Here is a 17,248-nt window from a genome sequence, read left to right as displayed (position 1 = left end):
CCCAATGTTTTTGCCGGGTATGACCATGACTGCTGACGACCGTATCAAACTCGAACCGAGCTGGAAGGAGGCACTGCGTGCTGAATTCGACCAGCCTTACATGGCAGAGTTGCGCCAGTTTCTGCAGCAGGAGCGGGCGGCCGGCAAGGAAATCTATCCGCCGGGGCCGATGATTTTCAATGCTTTGAACTCGACGCCGCTGGATAAAGTGAAGGTGGTGATCCTCGGCCAGGACCCTTATCACGGCCCGGGCCAGGCCCACGGCTTGTGCTTCTCGGTGCAACCGGGCGTACCGGCGCCGCCGTCGCTGGTCAACATCTATAAAGAGTTGAAGCGCGACCTGAACATCGACATTCCCAATCACGGTTACCTGCAGAGCTGGGCCGATCAGGGCGTGTTGATGATCAACACCACCATGACCGTCGAGCGCGCCAACGCCAATGCGCACAAGGACAAGGGCTGGCAGTTTTTTACTGATCGGATTATTGAACTGGTCAGCGAGCGCCAGCCGCACCTGGTGTTCATGCTCTGGGGGGCGCACGCGCAGAGCAAGCAGAAGCTGATCGACGCGACCAAGCATCTGGTGCTGACGTCGGTGCATCCGTCACCATTGTCGGCATATCGCGGGTTCTTGGGTTGTGGACACTTCAGCCGGACCAACAAGTTTCTCGAGCAGAATGGCGAGACGCCGATCGAGTGGCGTTTGCCGCCGATTTGATGGGTGACCGAGCCGGCCCCTTCGCGAGCAAGCTCGCTCCCACATTGGTTTTGCGGCGTTCACATGACCAATGTGGGAGCGAGCTTGCTCGCGAAGAAGGCAGCTCGGTCTTGCAGGCTTACTCGGGATTACGATTCCAGTACTTGAACAACGGCTCCGCCAGAAACAGCACAAACAGCAACCGCATCACCTGCATCGCCGTCACCAGCGGCACCGACAATTGCAGCGTCTCCGCCGTCAGGCTCATCTCGGCAATCCCGCCGGGCATCATGCCCAAGGTCAGCGAACGCAGATCCAGATGGGTCAGCGCACTCAAGCCCAACGCCGCCAACGTCGCGATCAACATGGTCAACGCCGTGCCGATCAACGTCCGCCCCATGAATGAAGGCGCGCGGCGGAAGAACTGCCGGTTGAAGTGACAACCCAAACCGCTACCAATCAACCACTGACCAATCTGACTGCCACCGTTGGGCAAACCAATGTGCAGATCCCAGCCAATGCTCACCGCCGCACTCACCAGCAACGGCCCGAACAGCCATGGATTGGGTTGACGCAAACGCTGCCAAAGCCAAGCGAGCAGACCGCCCGCCGGAAACAGTATCGCCAGCCAGCGCCAATCGACGCTGCCAGCGTGGGAAATCGGATTGCCGTCGCCCAGCAGATACTTGAACGCCGCCGGCACACACAAGACCACCACCAACACCCGTAAACTCTGCCCCGCCGCAACGTGGCTAAGCATCGCGCCGTTACGCGCGCCGAGGTTGACCATCTCCCCGGACCCGCCGGGCATGCTCGAGAAAAACGCCGTGGCGCGATCCTCACCGGTGCGGCGCATCAACCAAACACCGACCACCGCCGAGACACTGGTGACCAGCGCGCCGAAGAAGATCAAACCGAAATGACTGAGCACCTGCTCCATCACCACCGGGGTGAAGTGCAGGCCGATGCCGATGCCGACGATCCACTGGCCGCACTTGCGGCCGCCAGGGATTTCGGTGAGTTGCCACGGGGTCAGGCAGCGCACGAGGATGATCGCCAGCAACGAGCCGACCATCCACGGCAGTGGCCAGCCGATCTGGCTGGCGAGGTAGCCGCCGAGCAGACCGACCAGCGGGGTTCCCCACCAGGATTTCAGTGAGGCGCGATCAAACATCGGCAATGGCGCGACGCGCGACCGAACGTTTGCGCCAGATGCGCAGCAGCGGCATCAGCAGCATGATCGCGGTCAGCACCCAGACACCGAAGGTGATCGGGCTCGACCAGAGGATCTCCAGCGCACCGTTGGAAATCGACAGGGCACGGCGCAGGTTCTGCTCCATCAAGCCGCCGAGAATGAAGCCCAGCAACACCGGCGACAACGGGAAGTCGAGCTTGCGCAGGATGTAACCGAAGATGCCGATGCCGACCATCAGGAACAGGTCGAACGTGGTGGCGTGCACCGCGTAGACGCCGATCCCGGTGATGATCGCGATCACTGGTACCAGTGCCCAGTTCGGCACGGCGAGGATGCGGGTGAAGATGCGGATCATCGGAATGTTGAGGATCACCAGCATGATGTTGGCGATGAACAACGAGGCGATCAGGCCCCAGACGATGTCCGGTTGTTGCTGGAACAGCAGCGGCCCCGGGGTGATGTTGTACAGCGACAGCGCGCCGATCATCACCGCCGTGGTGCCCGAACCTGGAACGCCCAGCGTCAGCATCGGCACCAAAGCACCACACGCGGAAGCACCGATGGCAGTTTCTGGCGCGGCAAGACCACGAGCATCACCCTGACCGAATTTGCCGCTGGCACCGGCGATGCGTTTTTCGGTCATGTAGGCTACGGCACTGGCCAGCGTTGCACCGGCACCTGGCAACACGCCCATGATGAAACCGAGCAGGCCGCAACGGATGTTCACTACGAACACCGACGACGCTTCCTTGAAGTTGAACATCATCCGCCCGGTGGCTTTCACCGCTTCCTGACCGCGATGGGTTTTCTCCAGCAGCAACAAAATCTCACTGACCGAGAACAGACCCAGCACCAGCACAACGAATTGAATGCCATCAGTCAGGTGGATGTTGTCGCCGGTAAAGCGGTAAACGCCGCTGTTTGCGTCAATGCCGACGCTCGACAGGAACAGGCCGATCAACGCCGCGATAAACGTCTTCAACGGTCGATCACCGGCCATGCCGCCGAGGCAGACAATCGCAAACACCATCAGCACGAAGTATTCCGCCGGGCCGAAGGCAATCGCCCATTTCGCCAGCAGCGGCGCGAACAGGACCATGCCGCAGGTGGCGATAAACGCACCGATAAACGAACTCCACGCCGACAACGACAGCGCGACACCGGCCAGACCTTTACGGGCCATCGGATAACCGTCGAGGGTGGTCATTACGGTCGATGCTTCGCCCGGAATGTTCAGCAGGATCGAGCTGATCCGCCCGCCGTATTCGCAGCCCAGATACACCGCCGCGAGCAAAATCAACGCCGACTCCGGCGGCAGGCCGAGCGCAAAAGCAATCGGGATCAGCAGTGCCACACCGTTGATCGGACCAAGGCCCGGGAGCAGGCCGACGACGGTGCCGATCAGTGTGCCGGTCAGGGCCGTGACCAGGTTGTACGGGCTCAGCGCGACGCCGAAGCCTTGACCCAAATAACCGAGGGTATCCATATCAGTTCTCCAGCACGTCGAGCAGGCCAAGGGGCAGCGGAACGTCCATCACACGGTCGAACAGCAGGTACAGACCGATGGCCATCAGCGTGGTCACCACGATGCTCGGCATCCAGCGACCGCCATACAGGCGCGCCATCGGAATGCCGATGAGGATGCTGCTGAGGATGAAACCCAGCGGTTCGAACAGTCCGGCGAACACCAACAACAGTGCGACGCAAATGGCGATTTTGGTCAGGGTTTCGCGATCCAGTGGCGGCTCGTCTTCACTGTGTTTGATCGGCGCCGGGCGAAACACCATGTACAGCAGCGCCAAGCCCATCAGGCCGAGCATCAGCAGCGGGAAGGCGCGTGGGCCCACCGGTTCGTAGGAAAAAGCCGCTTGGTACGGCCACGCCATCAGTGCCAGGCCGACACAGACCAGCAACAGCACCGAGGCGAAAATGCGTTGAATAAGCATGGGAGCTCCTGTGCCGCGTCCCCGCAACCGGGAACGCAGCCGCTAGACAGAGGCGATCACTGGATCAGGCCGAACTCTTTGGCCAGCACTTTGTAGTCCGCGACTTGCTTCTTCACGTAGGTGTCGAGTTCCGGGCCAGTCATGGCGAACGGGAACAGTTCACGCTGATCGCGCAGCTTGGCGAACTCGTCGGAGGCCAGCAGTTTGTCGAACGAGTCTTTCCACCAGGCGTAGTCTTCGTCGCTGACTTTTGGCCCCAGGTAGAAGCCGCGCACCACTGGCCAGACGATGTCGTAGCCTTGCTCACGAGCGGTCGGGATGTCTTTCATTTCCGGCTCGTCGAGACGCTTGTCGGCGAACACCGCGAGCAGACGCATGTCACCGCTCTGGATGTGCGGCATGGAGTCGGAGATGTCGGTGCTGCCGACCTGGATGTGGCCGCCGAGCAGGGCGGTAGCGATTTCACCGCCGCCTTCGAGGGCGACGTAACGCAAGTCGCGCGGGTTGATCCCGGCAGCCTTGGCGATCAGCGCAGTTTGCATCCAGTCCTGGCTGCCAACCGTGCCACCGGAACCGATCACCACCGAGCTTGGATCTTTCTTCAGTGCCTGCACGAGATCGTCGAGGGTCTTGTAGGGCGAATCGCTTTTCACCGCGATGGCGCCGTAGCTGGTACCGACCGCCGCCAACCAGCGCACGTTGGTTTCATCGAAGCGACCAAACTTGCCCTGCGCCAGGTTCAACAGCGAGCCACTCGACCACGCTACCAGCGTGCCAGCATCGGCCGGACGCTGCGCGACCACGGCGTTGTACGCCACCGCGCCGACGCCACCGGGCATGTAGGTGACGCGCATCGGTTTGCTCAGCAATTTCTGGTTGACCAGTGCGCTCTGCACCAGTTTGCAGGTCAGGTCGAAACCGCCGCCGGGCGAGGCCGGGGCGATACATTCCGGACGTTTCGGTTCGGCTATCAGTTGGCCGGCAAACAGGATGCAACTGGCGGCCAGTGCAACTTTACGCAGTGACAGGTTCATTCGATTCTCCACGGGCATTGTTGTTATTCGACGTGTTTTTCACTGACGGGCATTTACCAAAGTGCAACGCTGTAGCTCACCAGCAAACGCACTTCGTCTGCATCGCGAGCCGAGTAGTTGGAACGGTAAGTGGCATTACGCAAACGCACGGCGACATCCTTCAAGGCGCCGCTTTGTACTACATATTTGATCTCGGTGTTGCGCTCCCACTCTTTGCCTTCTTCGCCGTTCTTGAGCTTGATGTTGTCACCGCTCAGGTAACGGCTCATGAAACTCAGGCCAGGAATGCCGAGCTTGGCGAAGTCAAAGTCGTAACGAGCCTGCCAGGAGCGCTCTTCAGCACCGGCGAAATCGTTGATCTGCACGAAGTTGACCAGGTACGGGTCGCTGCCATCGACATAAGGGAAGGCGCTGTCGCCAGACATGTGCTGATAACCGGCGCTGAACTTGTGACCGCTCAGCGCATAGCTGACCAGACCGTTGAGCGAGCGGTTGTCGATCTCGCCGCCACGGGCCGCGCCCTGATCATCACTGACGGCGAAACGCAGGTCAGTGGCAAACGTGCCGGGGCCCATCGGCCGCGAGGCAACGAGGCCGAAGAAGTGCTGGTTGTAGACTTCGTCAAGTTGGGCGAAGTGGTAACTGCCGGTGATCTTGTCGGTGAACTTGTAATCCACGCCGCCAAAATCAAAGTGCTTGCCGGCCGCGGTGCCAGCGAAACGGCTGTTCTTGTTGTTGAGGGCGATGTCCTCGAAATCGGTGCTGTCGCGATCCTTGGCTTTCTCCAGGCGACCGCCGGTGAAGGTCAGGTTCTTGATCTCTTTGGAGGTCAGCAAACCACCTTCAAAGGTCTGCGGCAGAATGCGCCCGTCGTTGGGCTTGAGGATCGGCAGTTCGGGAATCAGGCTGCCGATTTTCAGCTCGGTGGCGGAAATTTTTACTTTGCCGGTCAGGCCGACTTTCGAGTACTCATCCGCCGCGCGCCCGTCATCGTGGGTCGGCAGCAGGCCAGTACCGGTGCGGTCCGGGCTCGAATCGAGTTTGACCCCAAGCATGCCTAAAGCATCGACACCGAACCCCACGGTGCCGTCGGTGTAACCCGATTGCAGATTGAGCATGAAGCCCTGAGCCCATTCGTCACGCTTGGACTGTTGAGCACTGGTGCCATCGCGAAAGTCGCGGTTGAAATACATGTTGCGGGTTTCGAAGGTGGCGCTGCTGTCTTCGATGAAGTCGGCAAAACTCAATGGCGAAAAACCGGCAAGGGCGGCGGCACTGACGAGGGCGGTGTGGCTGAAACGGGAAGGGCGAACAGGCGTGGATGCCTGAGGCTGCATGGACGGCATGCGGGTGTACTCCGTTTATTGTTCTTATTGGTCGAAAACGCTTCGAGGCGTTTTTCGTTGCGCTGTGTGGCATCAGCGACGGCAGTCGGAACTGTCCGTGGGCCGACTGTAACGAGCTAACCTTTCGCTAACCTTTCAGCAGACTTTCAAGGTTTTCGGGCTTCACAGCGGCGGTTGCGGCTGTAAACTCCGCGGCAAAGCGTGGCGTTGGCCATCCCTGAACGAGGTAAAAATCCATGCGTGTCCTGCTCGTCGAAGACCATCTGCAACTGGCCGAAAGTGTCGCTCAGGCGCTCAAGAGCACCGGTCTGACCGTGGATGTGTTGCACGATGGCGTGGCCGCCGATCTGGCCTTGAGCAGCGAGGAATACGCTGTGGCGATCCTCGATGTCGGTTTGCCGCGCATGGACGGTTTTGAGGTGCTGGCGCGGTTGCGCGCACGCGGCAAAAACCTGCCGGTGCTGATGTTGACCGCGCGCAGCGATGTGAAGGATCGCGTCCATGGTCTCAATCTGGGCGCCGACGATTACCTCGCCAAACCGTTCGAACTGACTGAACTGGAAGCTCGGGTCAAAGCCTTGCTGCGCCGCAGTGTGCTCGGCGGCGAGCGCCAGCAGCGTTGTGGCGTGCTGGCCTACGACCTCGACACCCGGCGCTTCACCCTTGGCGAAGAGTTACTGACGTTGACGTCCCGCGAGCAAGCCGTACTGGAAGCGCTGATCGCCCGGCCGGGGCGGGTGATGAGCAAGGAACAATTGGCCGCGCAGGTGTTCGGCCTCGACGAAGAAGCCAGCCCCGACGCCATCGAAATCTACGTGCATCGCTTGCGCAAGAAACTCGATGGCCAACCGGTGGCGATCGTGACGTTCCGTGGTCTGGGGTATCTGCTGGAAAGCCGCGATGCATAAGCCCAGCAGCCTGCGCTGGCGCTTGCTGTGGAACCTCGCATTGCTGCTGGTGGTGTTGATGCTCGCCAGTGGCTTGAGCGCTTACTGGAATGGTCGCGAAGCGGCAGACACCGCGTACGACCGCACGTTGCTGGCCTCGGCGCGGACCATCGCGGCGGGCCTGTCGCAACGTGACGGCACATTGAGCGCCGATGTGCCTTACGTGGCACTCGATACTTTCGCTTATGACAGTGCCGGGCGGATTTACTATCAGGTCAATGACATCCATCAGAAACTGATTTCCGGCTACGAAAACCTCCCCGGCCCGCCGCCGGGGACGCCGCGCACGGACAGTTATCCAGCGTTGGCGCGTTTCTACAACGCCACCTACAAAGGACAGAACGTGCGTGTGGTCAGCCTGCTGAAAGCAGTGACCGAACCGAACATGAACGGCATGGCAGAAATCCGCGTGGCCGAAACTGACGAAGCGCGGGTGAGCATGGCGCGCAGTCTGGCAGCCGATACCTTGCTGCGATTGGGTATGTTGGCGATTGGCGCGTTGTTGCTGGTCTGGTTTGCGGTCAGTGCCGCGTTGCGCCCACTGGAGCGTTTGCGCACAGCAGTGGAAGAGCGGCAGCCCGACGACTTGCGGCCGCTGCCATTGGTTGAAGTGCAGCATGAACTGTGGCCGTTGGTGCGCGGGCTTAACCATTTTACCGAGCGCCTGCGCGGGCAGTTTGAACGGCAGGCGCAGTTCATCGCCGACGCGGCCCATGAACTGCGCACGCCCTTGGCCGCGCTGAAGGCGCGGCTTGAACTGGGCCTGCGCTCGAACGAACCCGAGACGTGGCGCACGACATTGGAATCCTCGGCGCAAAGCACTGATCGCCTGACCCATCTGGCCAATCAGTTGCTGTCGCTGGCGCGTGTCGAAAACGGTGCGCGGGCGATTGCCGAGGGGGGTGCACAGTTGCTCGATTTGAGTCAGTTGGCCCGGGAACTGGGCATGGCCATGGCGCCGTTGGCGCACAAGCGTGGTGTGGCATTGGCGCTGGAGGCGGACGAGCCGGTGTGGTTGCGCGGTGAGCCGACGCTGCTCAATGAGTTGCTGAGCAATCTGGTCGACAACGCGCTGGCGCACACGCCACCGGGCGGCAATGTGATTTTGCGGGTGACGGCGCCGGCGGTGCTGGAAGTTGAAGATGATGGGCCGGGGATTCCGCTGGAAGAGCGCGATCGGGTGTTCGAGCGGTTCTACCGGCGTAATCAGCAGGTGGCGGGTTCGGGGCTGGGATTGGCGATTGTCGGTGAGATCTGCCGGGCGCATCTGGCCCAGATCAGTCTGCATGATGGCGAGCAGGCGGGGTTGAAGGTGCGGGTCAGTTTTATTGCCGGGTGATTGTGGTGGTTTTGCTGGCCCCATCGCGAGCAGGCTCACTCCTACATTTGGAATGCATTCCCCTGTAGGAGTGAGCCTGCTCGCGATGGCCACAATAAGGTCTCGGATCAGTAAAACATCGTCCGCGACTCTTCCAGATCTTCACACAGCGCTTTGTTCTCAGGATCAATCCCAAGCTTTCTGAACGCCGGCACGCTCATTGGATCAATCCGCGCAAACGGATGATCAGTGTCCTTGTGGCAATACAGGCTCGCCACTTGCACCAGATCGACGTAATCAATGGCTGTCGAGTCGCGCTTGAAGTCCTGATAGCGCCCCGGTAACTCTACCAGTCGTTCCGGGAACTCCCAGACGCGCAGCAATTTGTCGCCCAGCAACGGATGAATGTGATCGATCACATGGTTGAGGCTGACCGGGTCTGACAGTAGCTCGTAGTGATCTTCGGCGTAAGTCAGAATCGGCAGCACGCCGATCTGATGCACGAGCCCACCGAGCGCTGCCTGATCGGGTTTGAGCTGCGTGTAGCGACGACACAGCGCGTAACTGACCCCGGCAATTTCCAGGCTCTTGCGCCAGACTTCGCGCATCTTCTGTTCGACCACCTCGGAGCGGGCGTGGAAGATCTGCTCCATCACCAGACCGATCGCCAGGTTGCTGCTGTAGTTGATGCCCAACCGGGTGATGGCCGTGTGCAGGTCGGTGACTTCCTGCGCGGCGCGCAGCAGCGGGCTATTGACCACTTTGATCAGGCGCGCCGACAGCGCGGTGTCACGGCCGATCACTTTGCTCAGGTCGCTGACGCTGATTTCCGGGTCTTCAGCGGCCTTGCGAATCTGCAGGGCCACTTCCGGCAACGTGGGCAGAACCAGGTCATCGTTATCGATGGCCTCAACCAAATCCTGTTGGACTTTTTCCGCCAGTTCGCTCATTTAAACTCTCTAGGGTGTTGCAACAAATGCTGCGATCAGCGCTGGATTTCGCGGTCGCGATCCAGTTCGTAAGGCAGGTCGAGCAGATGCAGCGCGGGACCTTCGAGGGTGCCCAGATGCAAATCACCGGCTTCGGCAGCTTCGGCCTGCAGCACCGCCAGGAGTTCAATGTTTTGCCCGGCCTTGGCGGCCAGCACCACTTCGCCGATGGCGCTGTTGTGGCTTGGCGCAAACAGTTGTGTGCCAGGCTCTGGCAAATCAGCAGTGTCCAGGCTCAGGCGATACAAACGACGCTTGAGTTTGCCGAGGTACTGCATGCGCGCAACGATTTCCTGGCCGGTGTAGCAGCCTTTCTTGAAACTCACGCCGCCGACGGCTTGCAGGTTAAGCATCTGCGGGATAAACAGCTCGCGGGTGCTCGGCATGACCTGGCCGATACCGGCGCGGATCTGGCCCAGCAGCCATTGATTCAGCTCGGCTTCAGGCAGGGCTGCGGACAGTTTGGCTTTGATCGCGTCAGCCTGATCGGCCGGTGCCCAGAGCTCGGCGCGATCGGCCGAGACGCGAATCGCGATCAGGCCTTCGCTGCGCACGACGCTGTCAGTGTCGGCCGGCAGACTCAGACCGAGGCTGCACAAGGCGTCGTCGCCATGCGCGAGGCCGAAGCGCACCCAGGCGGCGCTTTCGTCGGTCAGTTTCGATTTGGAGAACACCGCGTACTTTTTCAGGTCCGCCAGTTGCGGCTCCAGCAGTTCGCTGGCCATTGCCAGAACCACGCCGTCACCTTCGAGCAGAATGCGGAAACTCGACTGCATCCGGCCTTTCTGCGTGCAGCGGGCGCCGAGGCTGGCGCGGTTGTCGCTGAGGTAATTGAGGTTGCAGGTCAACTGGCCTTGCAGGAATTTTCCGGCATCCGCGCCGCGAACCGCGAGAACGCCTTCATGAGACAGGGTGCAGAAAAAAGCAGAATCGGCCATGGGTCATCGCAGGGTAAATAGACTGGGGCACATCATAAGGGTGCGTCGGTGAAATGGGTAGTTGATAAAGGATCGGTGGTGCCCGACCAAAGCCGACTGTGCGGGCCGCCTCGGGGCTGTATACTTGCCGCCAAATTTGAGGAGGGCTCCATGGTCGAACAAGTTGAACTGAATCGCCTCTTTTGGCACAGCCGTCGCGGCATGCTTGAGCTTGACGTGTTGCTGGTGCCGTTCGTGAAGGAGGTCTACGCGACGTTGAACCAGGTGGATCGCGATCTGTATGTGCGTCTGCTGACGTGCGAGGATCAGGACATGTTCGGCTGGTTCATGGAGCGCAGCGAGTCTGAAGATCCGGAATTGCAGCGCATGGTTCGCATGATCCTGGACCGTGTCCAGCCCAAGTAACACGTTCGAATGCCGCTGGCATGCCTCACGGCAGTTGCTGGCGGCTTATCTGTTGGCCCAGGCATTCGCGCTGGGCGCTCTGTTTCTGCTCTCTATTCCACTCTGGGCCAGTCTGCTCGGCGCTTTTGGCTGTCTGCTTCACGGGTTTTGGGTGTTGCCTCGGCAGATTCTGCTGAATCACCGTCGGGCGTTTCGCGGATTGCGCCGGGACGCCGATGGCTGGCAGTTGTGGAATCAGGCGGATGGCTGGCAAGCCGTGCAATTGAGGCCGGACAGCCTCGCGCTGCCGTTGATCGTGGTGTTGCGTTTTCGTCTGCGCGGGGAATGGCGGGTCAGATCGATCTGCGTACCAAGGGACTCGCAGGCGGCGGATTTGCACCGACGCCTGCGAGTACGGCTCAAGTTCAGCCGACGTAGGTGGGCGGCACCAGAATAGTGTCGAGCGCTTCGGGCAGCATGTCGGGATAGTCGAGCGTGTAGTGCAGGCCGCGACTTTCCTTGCGTTCCATGGCTGAGCAGATCATCAACTCGGCGACTTGCGCCAGATTGCGCAGCTCGATCAGATCGCGGCTGACTTTATAGTTGCTGTAGAACTCGTCGATCTCGTCCAGCAGCAGGCGCACGCGGTGTTGCGCCCGTTGCAGGCGCTTGTTGGTGCGTACGATGCCGACGTAGTCCCACATGAACCGCCGCAGTTCATCCCAGTTGTGCGCGATGATCACGTCTTCGTCGGAGTCGGTCACCTGGCTGGCGTCCCACGCGGGCAGGGCGTTTGGCGCGGTGACATCGTCCAGTTGCGCGAGGATGTCGGCTGCGGCCGAGCGCGCATAGACGAAACATTCCAGCAGCGAGTTGCTGGCCATGCGGTTGGCGCCGTGCAGGCCGGTGAAGCTGGTTTCGCCGATGGCATACAGGCCGGGAACATCGGTGCGGCCATTCTGATCAACCATCACGCCGCCGCAGGTGTAATGCGCGGCCGGTACGACCGGGATCGGCTGCTTGGTGATGTCGATGCCGAAACCCAGGCAACGCTCATAAACAGTCGGGAAGTGACTTTTAATGAACGCCTCGGGCTTGTGGCTGATGTCGAGGTAGACGCAGTCGATACCCAAACGCTTCATTTCATGGTCGATGGCGCGGGCGACGATATCGCGTGGCGCCAGTTCGGCGCGCTCGTCGAAGCGATACATGAAGCGTTCGCCATTGGGCAGCTTCAAATGCGCACCTTCACCGCGCAGGGCTTCGGTGATCAGAAAACTCTTGGCCTGCGGGTGATACAGACAGGTCGGGTGGAACTGGTTGAATTCCAGGTTCGCCACCCGGCAGCCGGAGCGCCAGGCCATGGCGATGCCATCACCGCAGGCGCCGTCGGGGTTGCTGGTGTAGAGGTAAACCTTGGCGGCGCCGCCCGAGGCCAGAATCACGAAACGCGCACCGTAGGTGTCGACTTCGCCGGTTTTGCGGTTGAGCACGTAGGCGCCGAGGCAGCGTTCGCCTTCCATGCCCAGACGCCGTTCAGTGATCAGGTCGACGGCAACCCGCTGCTCCAGCAGTTCGATGTTCGAACGCTCTTTGGCCTGGGCGAGCAAGGTTTTGAAGATGGCGGCGCCGGTGGCATCGGCCGCATGGATGATGCGGCGGTGGCTGTGGCCGCCTTCGCGGGTCAGGTGGAATTCGAATCCGCCATCTTCAGTACCGGACTGGTCGTCGCGGGTGAAGGGCACGCCTTGGTCGATCAGCCACTGGATGGCTTCGCGGCTGTGTTCCACGGTGAAGCGCACGGCGTCTTCATGACACAGTCCGCCACCCGCGTTCAGGGTGTCATCGACATGGGATTCGACAGTGTCGGTGTCGTCGAGCACGGCGGCGACGCCGCCCTGAGCCCAGAACGTCGAACCGTTGGCCAGATCGCCTTTACTCAATACAGCAATGCGCAAATGACCCGGCAGGGTCAGCGCGAGACTCAAACCGGCAGCACCGCTGCCTATGACCAGAACATCATGTTGGAATTGTTGGCTCATTACAGGATTCCGCTCAAAGCGACCCGGGTCGGGGGTGGCGCAAGACAGCTGGATCGGCGAGTCAAGACAGCCACACAGCCCACTAGTATATAGAGGGGTGGGACGGCACAATAGCCGGGCCGATATGGCATTGTGAAACTACTGTGACGGAAAAAACCGGGTGCTTCGTCGGAAGTTTTTTTCACCCGTTTGGGGAAAAGGCGACTGTATCGGCGCTGAAACAGACTTTTTCTGCACAGGGTTGCCCAGTGTCGGGTGGCGACGGCTATAAATAATTGGAACTTTTGCCAAAGGCCCAAGATCAATAGTCGGTGCCAGAGATAAGGGACAGTGTCGGCTTCAGTGCGGAATCTGCGGTTGGGTTCCTGCCGGCGAAACCGATGACAAGATTATTCGCGCAGCCGGTTTATCCCGAGCTGCGTTTTTCGTGCGTGCCAAATCAGAGCCCGCAGGAAACTTGCCTGGAGGGGGAGAACTTTTGCGAAAAGCCCGAGTCTATGTTTGCAAGTCTGGTCGTTTAGTTATGCAAGTCTCCTTCGGGCTTATCGAGGAGTGTTCATGCTAACCCAGGAAGAGGATCAGCAGCTGGTCGAGCGCGTTCAACGCGGCGACAAGCGAGCTTTCGATCTGTTGGTGCTGAAGTATCAGCACAAGATTCTCGGGTTGATCGTGCGTTTTGTGCACGACACCCATGAAGCCCAGGATGTGGCTCAGGAAGCCTTTATCAAGGCGTATCGAGCACTTGGAAACTTTCGCGGCGACAGTGCGTTTTATACGTGGCTGTACCGTATTGCCATTAACACGGCAAAGAATTACCTGGTTTCACGCGGCCGTCGGCCGCCGGATAGCGATGTAAGTTCCGAAGACGCAGAGTTCTACGATGGCGATCACGGCCTCAAGGATCTCGAGTCACCAGAACGTGCACTGCTGCGGGATGAGATCGAAGGCACCGTCCATCGAACCATTCAGCAACTGCCAGAGGATTTGCGTACGGCTTTAACTTTGCGTGAATTCGATGGTCTGAGTTACGAGGACATTGCGAGCGTCATGCAGTGTCCGGTGGGTACCGTGCGCTCCCGGATTTTCCGCGCCCGGGAGGCCATCGATAAAGCCCTGCAGCCGTTGTTGCAGGAAAACTGAGACAGCGGCGACAGCCAAGAGAGGAACGCCATGAGTCGTGAAGCCCTGCAGGAATCGCTGTCCGCAGTGATGGATAACGAAGCGGACGAACTGGAATTGCGTCGAGTGCTCAATGCACTGGATGATGTTGATACCCGTGAGACCTGGGCTCGTTACCAGATCGCTCGGGCAGCCATGCACAAGGATCTGCTGCTTCCGCGTCTGGATATCGCTGCGGCAGTATCTGCTGCACTGGAAGACGAAACGGCTCCGGCCAAAGTATCTCGCAGCCCATGGCGCAACCTCGGCCGTCTGGCTGTTGCAGCCTCGGTGACTGTTGCCGTTCTGGCCGGTGTTCGCCTGTACAACCAGGACGAGATCGCTGGTGTCGAACTGGCTCAGCAATCCAACCAGCCAACCCTGGCCACTCCACAGGTCAAAGGTCCAGCTGTTCTGGCAGGCTATAGTGAAAGTTCGGAAGCCACTGGTCCTATGGCCAACGGCGTACTGCAAGGTCAACCAGGCTGGCACGATCAGCGTCTGCCAGGCTACTTGCGTCAGCACGCTCAGCAGGCTGCACTGAAAGGCACTGAAAGCGCGCTGCCATACGCTCGTGCTGCAAGCCTGGAAAACCGTTAAGGAGGATCATGCGCGCCATACCTCTACTTTCGCTTCTGCTCAGTGGCTGGTTCATTGTTCCAGCCCACGCTGATGAGGCCCAGGATTGGTTAAGCCGTCTGGGCCAGGCCGAGCAGCAGCAAAGCTTTCACGGCACATTCGTTTACGAGCGTAACGGTAGCTTTTCTACCCATAACATCTGGCATCGCGTCCAGAATGGCCAGGTCCGCGAGCGTTTACTGCAGCTCGACGGTTCGGCGCAGGAAGTCGTGCGCATTGATGGACATACTCAATGCGTCAGCGGCACCCTGATTGCCGGGCTGGGGGATTCTCCCAACTCAGCCGCTCGTCCTCTCGATCCGCAAAAGCTGAAAAACTGGTATGACCTTGCCGTCATCGGCAAATCGCGCGTGGCTGGGCGGGATGCAGTGATCGTATCGCTGACGCCTCGCGATCAGCATCGTTACGGCTTTGAGTTGCATCTGGACAAGAAGACGGGCTTGCCGCTGAAATCGTTGCTTTTGAACGACAAAGGGCAGTTGCTCGAGCGCTTCCAGTTCACCAGTCTTGATACTGATGAAGTCCCTTCGGACAAAGACTTGCAGGCCGACGCTGACTGCAAGGCAATTACGCTGGACAGCGACAAGGCTTCAGCGGTCAAGACTGCTCAAGTCTGGCACTCCGACTGGCTGCCGCCGGGTTTCGAACTGACCAGCAGTACCTCGCACAAAGATCCGGAAACCAAGACTCAAGTCAACAGCTTGCTGTATGACGACGGTCTGGCGCGTTTCTCGGTTTTCCTCGAGCCGTTGAACGGCGCGACTGTGACTGACACGCGGACTCAACTGGGGCCGACCGTTGCTGTTTCCCGTCGCCTGACCACGCCCGAAGGCGAAATGATGGTGACCGTCGTGGGCGAGATCCCGATTGGCACCGCCGAACGAATTGCTCTGTCGATGCGGAATACCGATGGCACTGCAACCAGTAAGCAATGAGCTGATTTCAGTCGTTGGCACCTCTTCGTCGAGACGTAGATGAAATGTTTGCTGAGCATTTTCATTTGCAAATACCCTGAAAATTTTTTATAGGTCAGAGCCTCACGGCTCTGGCCTTGTTTGTTTTTGCCGGAACAAAAATGCCGGTCGGTGGTTTCCGGTGTTCCTTGCTCCATATCGCTTAACCCTGCTCGTCGTAACGGGAGCTGTATGTCGATACCAAGTTTGAAATCTTATCTGTCCATTTTCGCCACCGTGCTGCTGCTCGGTCAGGTAGTCCCTGCTGCACAAGCGGCGGATCTGCCTGACTTCACCCAATTGGTCGAACAGGCGTCGCCAGCCGTGGTGAACATCAGTACCACGCAGAAACTGCCCGATCGCAAAGTGAACCAGCAGATGCCTGATCTGGAAGGCCTGCCGCCGATGCTGCGCGAGTTCTTCGAGCGAGGCATGCCGCCTCAACAGCGTTCGCCGGGCGGTGGTGGTCGTCAGCGAGAAGCGCAGTCGCTGGGCTCGGGCTTCATCATCTCTCCGGATGGCTACATCCTGACCAACAACCATGTGATCGCTGATGCTGACGAGATCCTCGTGCGTCTGGCTGATCGCAGCGAAATGAAAGCCAAGCTGATCGGCACCGACCCGCGTTCCGACGTGGCCTTGCTGAAAATCGAAGGCAAGGATCTGCCGGTATTGAAGCTCGGCAAATCCCAGGACCTGAAAGCCGGGCAGTGGGTCGTCGCTATCGGTTCGCCGTTCGGCTTCGACCACACCGTGACCCAAGGCATCGTCAGTGCCGTCGGCCGTAGCCTGCCGAACGAAAACTATGTGCCGTTCATCCAGACTGACGTGCCGATCAACCCGGGCAACTCCGGTGGTCCGCTATTCAACCTGAACGGTGAAGTGGTCGGCATCAACTCGCAGATCTACACCCGCTCCGGCGGCTTCATGGGTGTGTCGTTCGCGATCCCGATCGACGTGGCGATGGACGTTTCCAATCAGCTGAAGAGCGGTGGCAAGGTCAGCCGTGGCTGGTTGGGCGTGGTCATCCAGGAAGTGAACAAGGATCTGGCCGAGTCGTTCGGTCTGGAAAAACCGGCCGGCGCGCTGGTTGCACAGATTCAGGATGACGGCCCGGCAGCGAGGGGCGGCCTGCAAGTTGGCGACGTGATTCTGAGCATGAATGGTCAGCCGATCGTCATGTCTGCTGACCTGCCGCATCTGGTCGGTGCGCTGAAAGCTGGCGCCAAAGCCAATCTGGAAGTGATTCGTGAAGGCAAGCGCAAGAACGTCGAGCTGACCGTTGGCGCCATCCCGGACGAAGACAAAGAACTGGATGCGCTGCCGAAGTCCGGCGCTGAAACCACCAGCAACCGTCTCGGTGTTGCCGTGGGTGAGCTGACCGCCGAGCAGAAGAAAACCTACGACCTCAAAGGTGGTGTGGTGATCAAGGAAGTGCAGGACGGTCCTGCGGCCCTGATCGGTCTGCAGCCAGGTGACGTGATCACGCACCTGAACAATCAAGCCATTGGCTCCACCAAGGAGTTCGGCGAGATCGCCAAAGCGCTGCCGAAGAATCGTTCGGTGTCGATGCGCGTTCTGCGTCAAGGTCGCGCCAGCTTCATCACCTTCAAACTGGCTGAATAACCCAGCGCAAAGGTAAAAAAGAAACCGCCTCGAGAG

The 17,248-nt window shown here is 59.7% G+C and carries 17 protein-coding genes; 9 read left to right on the top strand and 8 right to left on the bottom strand.

What is annotated here, in order from left to right:
* Nucleotides 1-25 precede the first annotated feature (25 nt).
* On the top strand, nucleotides 26-718 hold the full coding sequence (gene ung, locus ACWR1S_RS04510; protein ID WP_007911441.1) for a uracil-DNA glycosylase: 693 nt from the start codon (nucleotides 26-28) through the stop codon (nucleotides 716-718).
* Nucleotides 719-836: 118 nt separating this feature from the next.
* Here ung and ACWR1S_RS04505 read toward each other — a convergent pair whose 3' ends face one another.
* Genes ACWR1S_RS04505 through ACWR1S_RS04485 form a run of 5 tightly spaced genes read right to left on the bottom strand, consistent with a single transcriptional unit; the run spans nucleotide 837 to nucleotide 6,218 of the window.
* Nucleotides 837-1,871, bottom strand: coding sequence for an AbrB family transcriptional regulator (locus ACWR1S_RS04505; RefSeq protein ID WP_095119120.1), 1,035 nt, complete (start codon nucleotides 1,869-1,871; stop codon nucleotides 837-839).
* Entirely contained in the window at nucleotides 1,864-3,378 is a 1,515-nt protein-coding gene (locus tag ACWR1S_RS04500; protein ID WP_007911435.1) for a tripartite tricarboxylate transporter permease, read from the bottom strand. Before ACWR1S_RS04500 ends, ACWR1S_RS04505 begins: the two co-directional genes overlap by 8 nt.
* A 1-nt stretch (nucleotide 3,379) precedes the next feature.
* A complete protein-coding gene (locus ACWR1S_RS04495) occupies nucleotides 3,380-3,838 on the bottom strand; it encodes a tripartite tricarboxylate transporter TctB family protein (protein WP_454562570.1) in 459 nt (152 codons plus the stop codon).
* A 56-nt stretch (nucleotides 3,839-3,894) separates the two neighbouring features.
* The gene (locus ACWR1S_RS04490; protein WP_454562569.1) at nucleotides 3,895-4,872 is read right to left on the bottom strand and encodes a Bug family tripartite tricarboxylate transporter substrate binding protein; all 978 of its coding nucleotides are present in this window, start codon (nucleotides 4,870-4,872) and stop codon (nucleotides 3,895-3,897) included.
* A 53-nt stretch (nucleotides 4,873-4,925) separates the two neighbouring features.
* On the bottom strand, nucleotides 4,926-6,218 hold the full coding sequence (locus ACWR1S_RS04485) for an OprD family porin (RefSeq protein WP_007911430.1): 1,293 nt from the start codon (nucleotides 6,216-6,218) through the stop codon (nucleotides 4,926-4,928).
* 236 nt (nucleotides 6,219-6,454) lie between these two features.
* On the opposite strand from ACWR1S_RS04485, the gene ACWR1S_RS04480 reads away from it, so the two are divergent.
* Both ACWR1S_RS04480 and ACWR1S_RS04475 read left to right on the top strand, forming a co-directional pair.
* Nucleotides 6,455-7,126 (top strand): response regulator, encoded by a 672-nt coding sequence (locus ACWR1S_RS04480; RefSeq protein ID WP_007898613.1) that lies wholly within the window; start codon nucleotides 6,455-6,457, stop codon nucleotides 7,124-7,126.
* Nucleotides 7,119-8,504 (top strand): sensor histidine kinase, encoded by a 1,386-nt coding sequence (locus ACWR1S_RS04475; RefSeq protein WP_016984705.1) that lies wholly within the window; start codon nucleotides 7,119-7,121, stop codon nucleotides 8,502-8,504. Before ACWR1S_RS04480 ends, ACWR1S_RS04475 begins: the two co-directional genes overlap by 8 nt.
* Before the next feature lie 107 nt (nucleotides 8,505-8,611).
* Here the strand turns inward: ACWR1S_RS04475 and ACWR1S_RS04470 are convergent, their stop codons facing one another.
* Both ACWR1S_RS04470 and ygfZ read right to left on the bottom strand, forming a co-directional pair.
* The gene (locus tag ACWR1S_RS04470; RefSeq protein ID WP_454562568.1) at nucleotides 8,612-9,433 is read right to left on the bottom strand and encodes an HDOD domain-containing protein; all 822 of its coding nucleotides are present in this window, start codon (nucleotides 9,431-9,433) and stop codon (nucleotides 8,612-8,614) included.
* Between the two features lie 35 nt (nucleotides 9,434-9,468).
* Nucleotides 9,469-10,410 carry a CAF17-like 4Fe-4S cluster assembly/insertion protein YgfZ gene (gene ygfZ, locus ACWR1S_RS04465; RefSeq protein WP_454562567.1) on the bottom strand — a complete coding sequence of 314 codons (942 nt, stop codon included), beginning with the start codon at nucleotides 10,408-10,410 and terminating at the stop codon, nucleotides 9,469-9,471.
* Between the two features lie 150 nt (nucleotides 10,411-10,560).
* On the opposite strand from ygfZ, the gene ACWR1S_RS04460 reads away from it, so the two are divergent.
* Together ACWR1S_RS04460 and ACWR1S_RS04455 are read left to right on the top strand one after the other, a co-directional pair.
* Nucleotides 10,561-10,815 carry an FAD assembly factor SdhE gene (locus ACWR1S_RS04460; protein ID WP_053118052.1) on the top strand — a complete coding sequence of 85 codons (255 nt, stop codon included), beginning with the start codon at nucleotides 10,561-10,563 and terminating at the stop codon, nucleotides 10,813-10,815.
* Nucleotides 10,799-11,251 carry a protein YgfX gene (locus ACWR1S_RS04455; RefSeq protein ID WP_454562566.1) on the top strand — a complete coding sequence of 151 codons (453 nt, stop codon included), beginning with the start codon at nucleotides 10,799-10,801 and terminating at the stop codon, nucleotides 11,249-11,251. Before ACWR1S_RS04460 ends, ACWR1S_RS04455 begins: the two co-directional genes overlap by 17 nt.
* Here the strand turns inward: ACWR1S_RS04455 and nadB are convergent.
* Entirely contained in the window at nucleotides 11,220-12,836 is a 1,617-nt protein-coding gene (gene nadB, locus ACWR1S_RS04450) for an L-aspartate oxidase (protein ID WP_454562565.1), read from the bottom strand. The two genes, ACWR1S_RS04455 and nadB, sit on opposite strands and share 32 nt — an antisense overlap.
* 558 nt (nucleotides 12,837-13,394) lie before the next feature.
* On the opposite strand from nadB, the gene rpoE reads away from it, so the two are divergent.
* The 4 genes from rpoE to ACWR1S_RS04430 all read left to right on the top strand — a co-directional run bounded on the left by rpoE (nucleotide 13,395) and on the right by ACWR1S_RS04430 (nucleotide 17,212).
* Complete coding sequence (gene rpoE / locus ACWR1S_RS04445; RefSeq protein ID WP_003172477.1) at nucleotides 13,395-13,976, top strand: RNA polymerase sigma factor RpoE; 582 nt, start codon at nucleotides 13,395-13,397, stop codon at nucleotides 13,974-13,976.
* A 30-nt stretch (nucleotides 13,977-14,006) separates the two neighbouring features.
* Nucleotides 14,007-14,594 carry a sigma-E factor negative regulatory protein gene (locus ACWR1S_RS04440; RefSeq protein ID WP_034153146.1) on the top strand — a complete coding sequence of 196 codons (588 nt, stop codon included), beginning with the start codon at nucleotides 14,007-14,009 and terminating at the stop codon, nucleotides 14,592-14,594.
* 8 nt (nucleotides 14,595-14,602) lie between these two features.
* Entirely contained in the window at nucleotides 14,603-15,568 is a 966-nt protein-coding gene (locus tag ACWR1S_RS04435) for a MucB/RseB C-terminal domain-containing protein (protein WP_454562564.1), read from the top strand.
* Between the two features lie 210 nt (nucleotides 15,569-15,778).
* Nucleotides 15,779-17,212: a DegQ family serine endoprotease gene (locus ACWR1S_RS04430; protein ID WP_454562563.1), complete on the top strand. Its 1,434-nt coding sequence runs from the start codon at nucleotides 15,779-15,781 to the stop codon at nucleotides 17,210-17,212.
* The last annotated feature ends 36 nt before the right edge of the window (nucleotides 17,213-17,248 follow it).

Source organism: Pseudomonas sp. AIG, from assembly GCF_977020205.1.
Note: the sequence above shows the minus strand (reverse complement) of the source record. Positions and strands in the feature narration are given on the sequence as shown.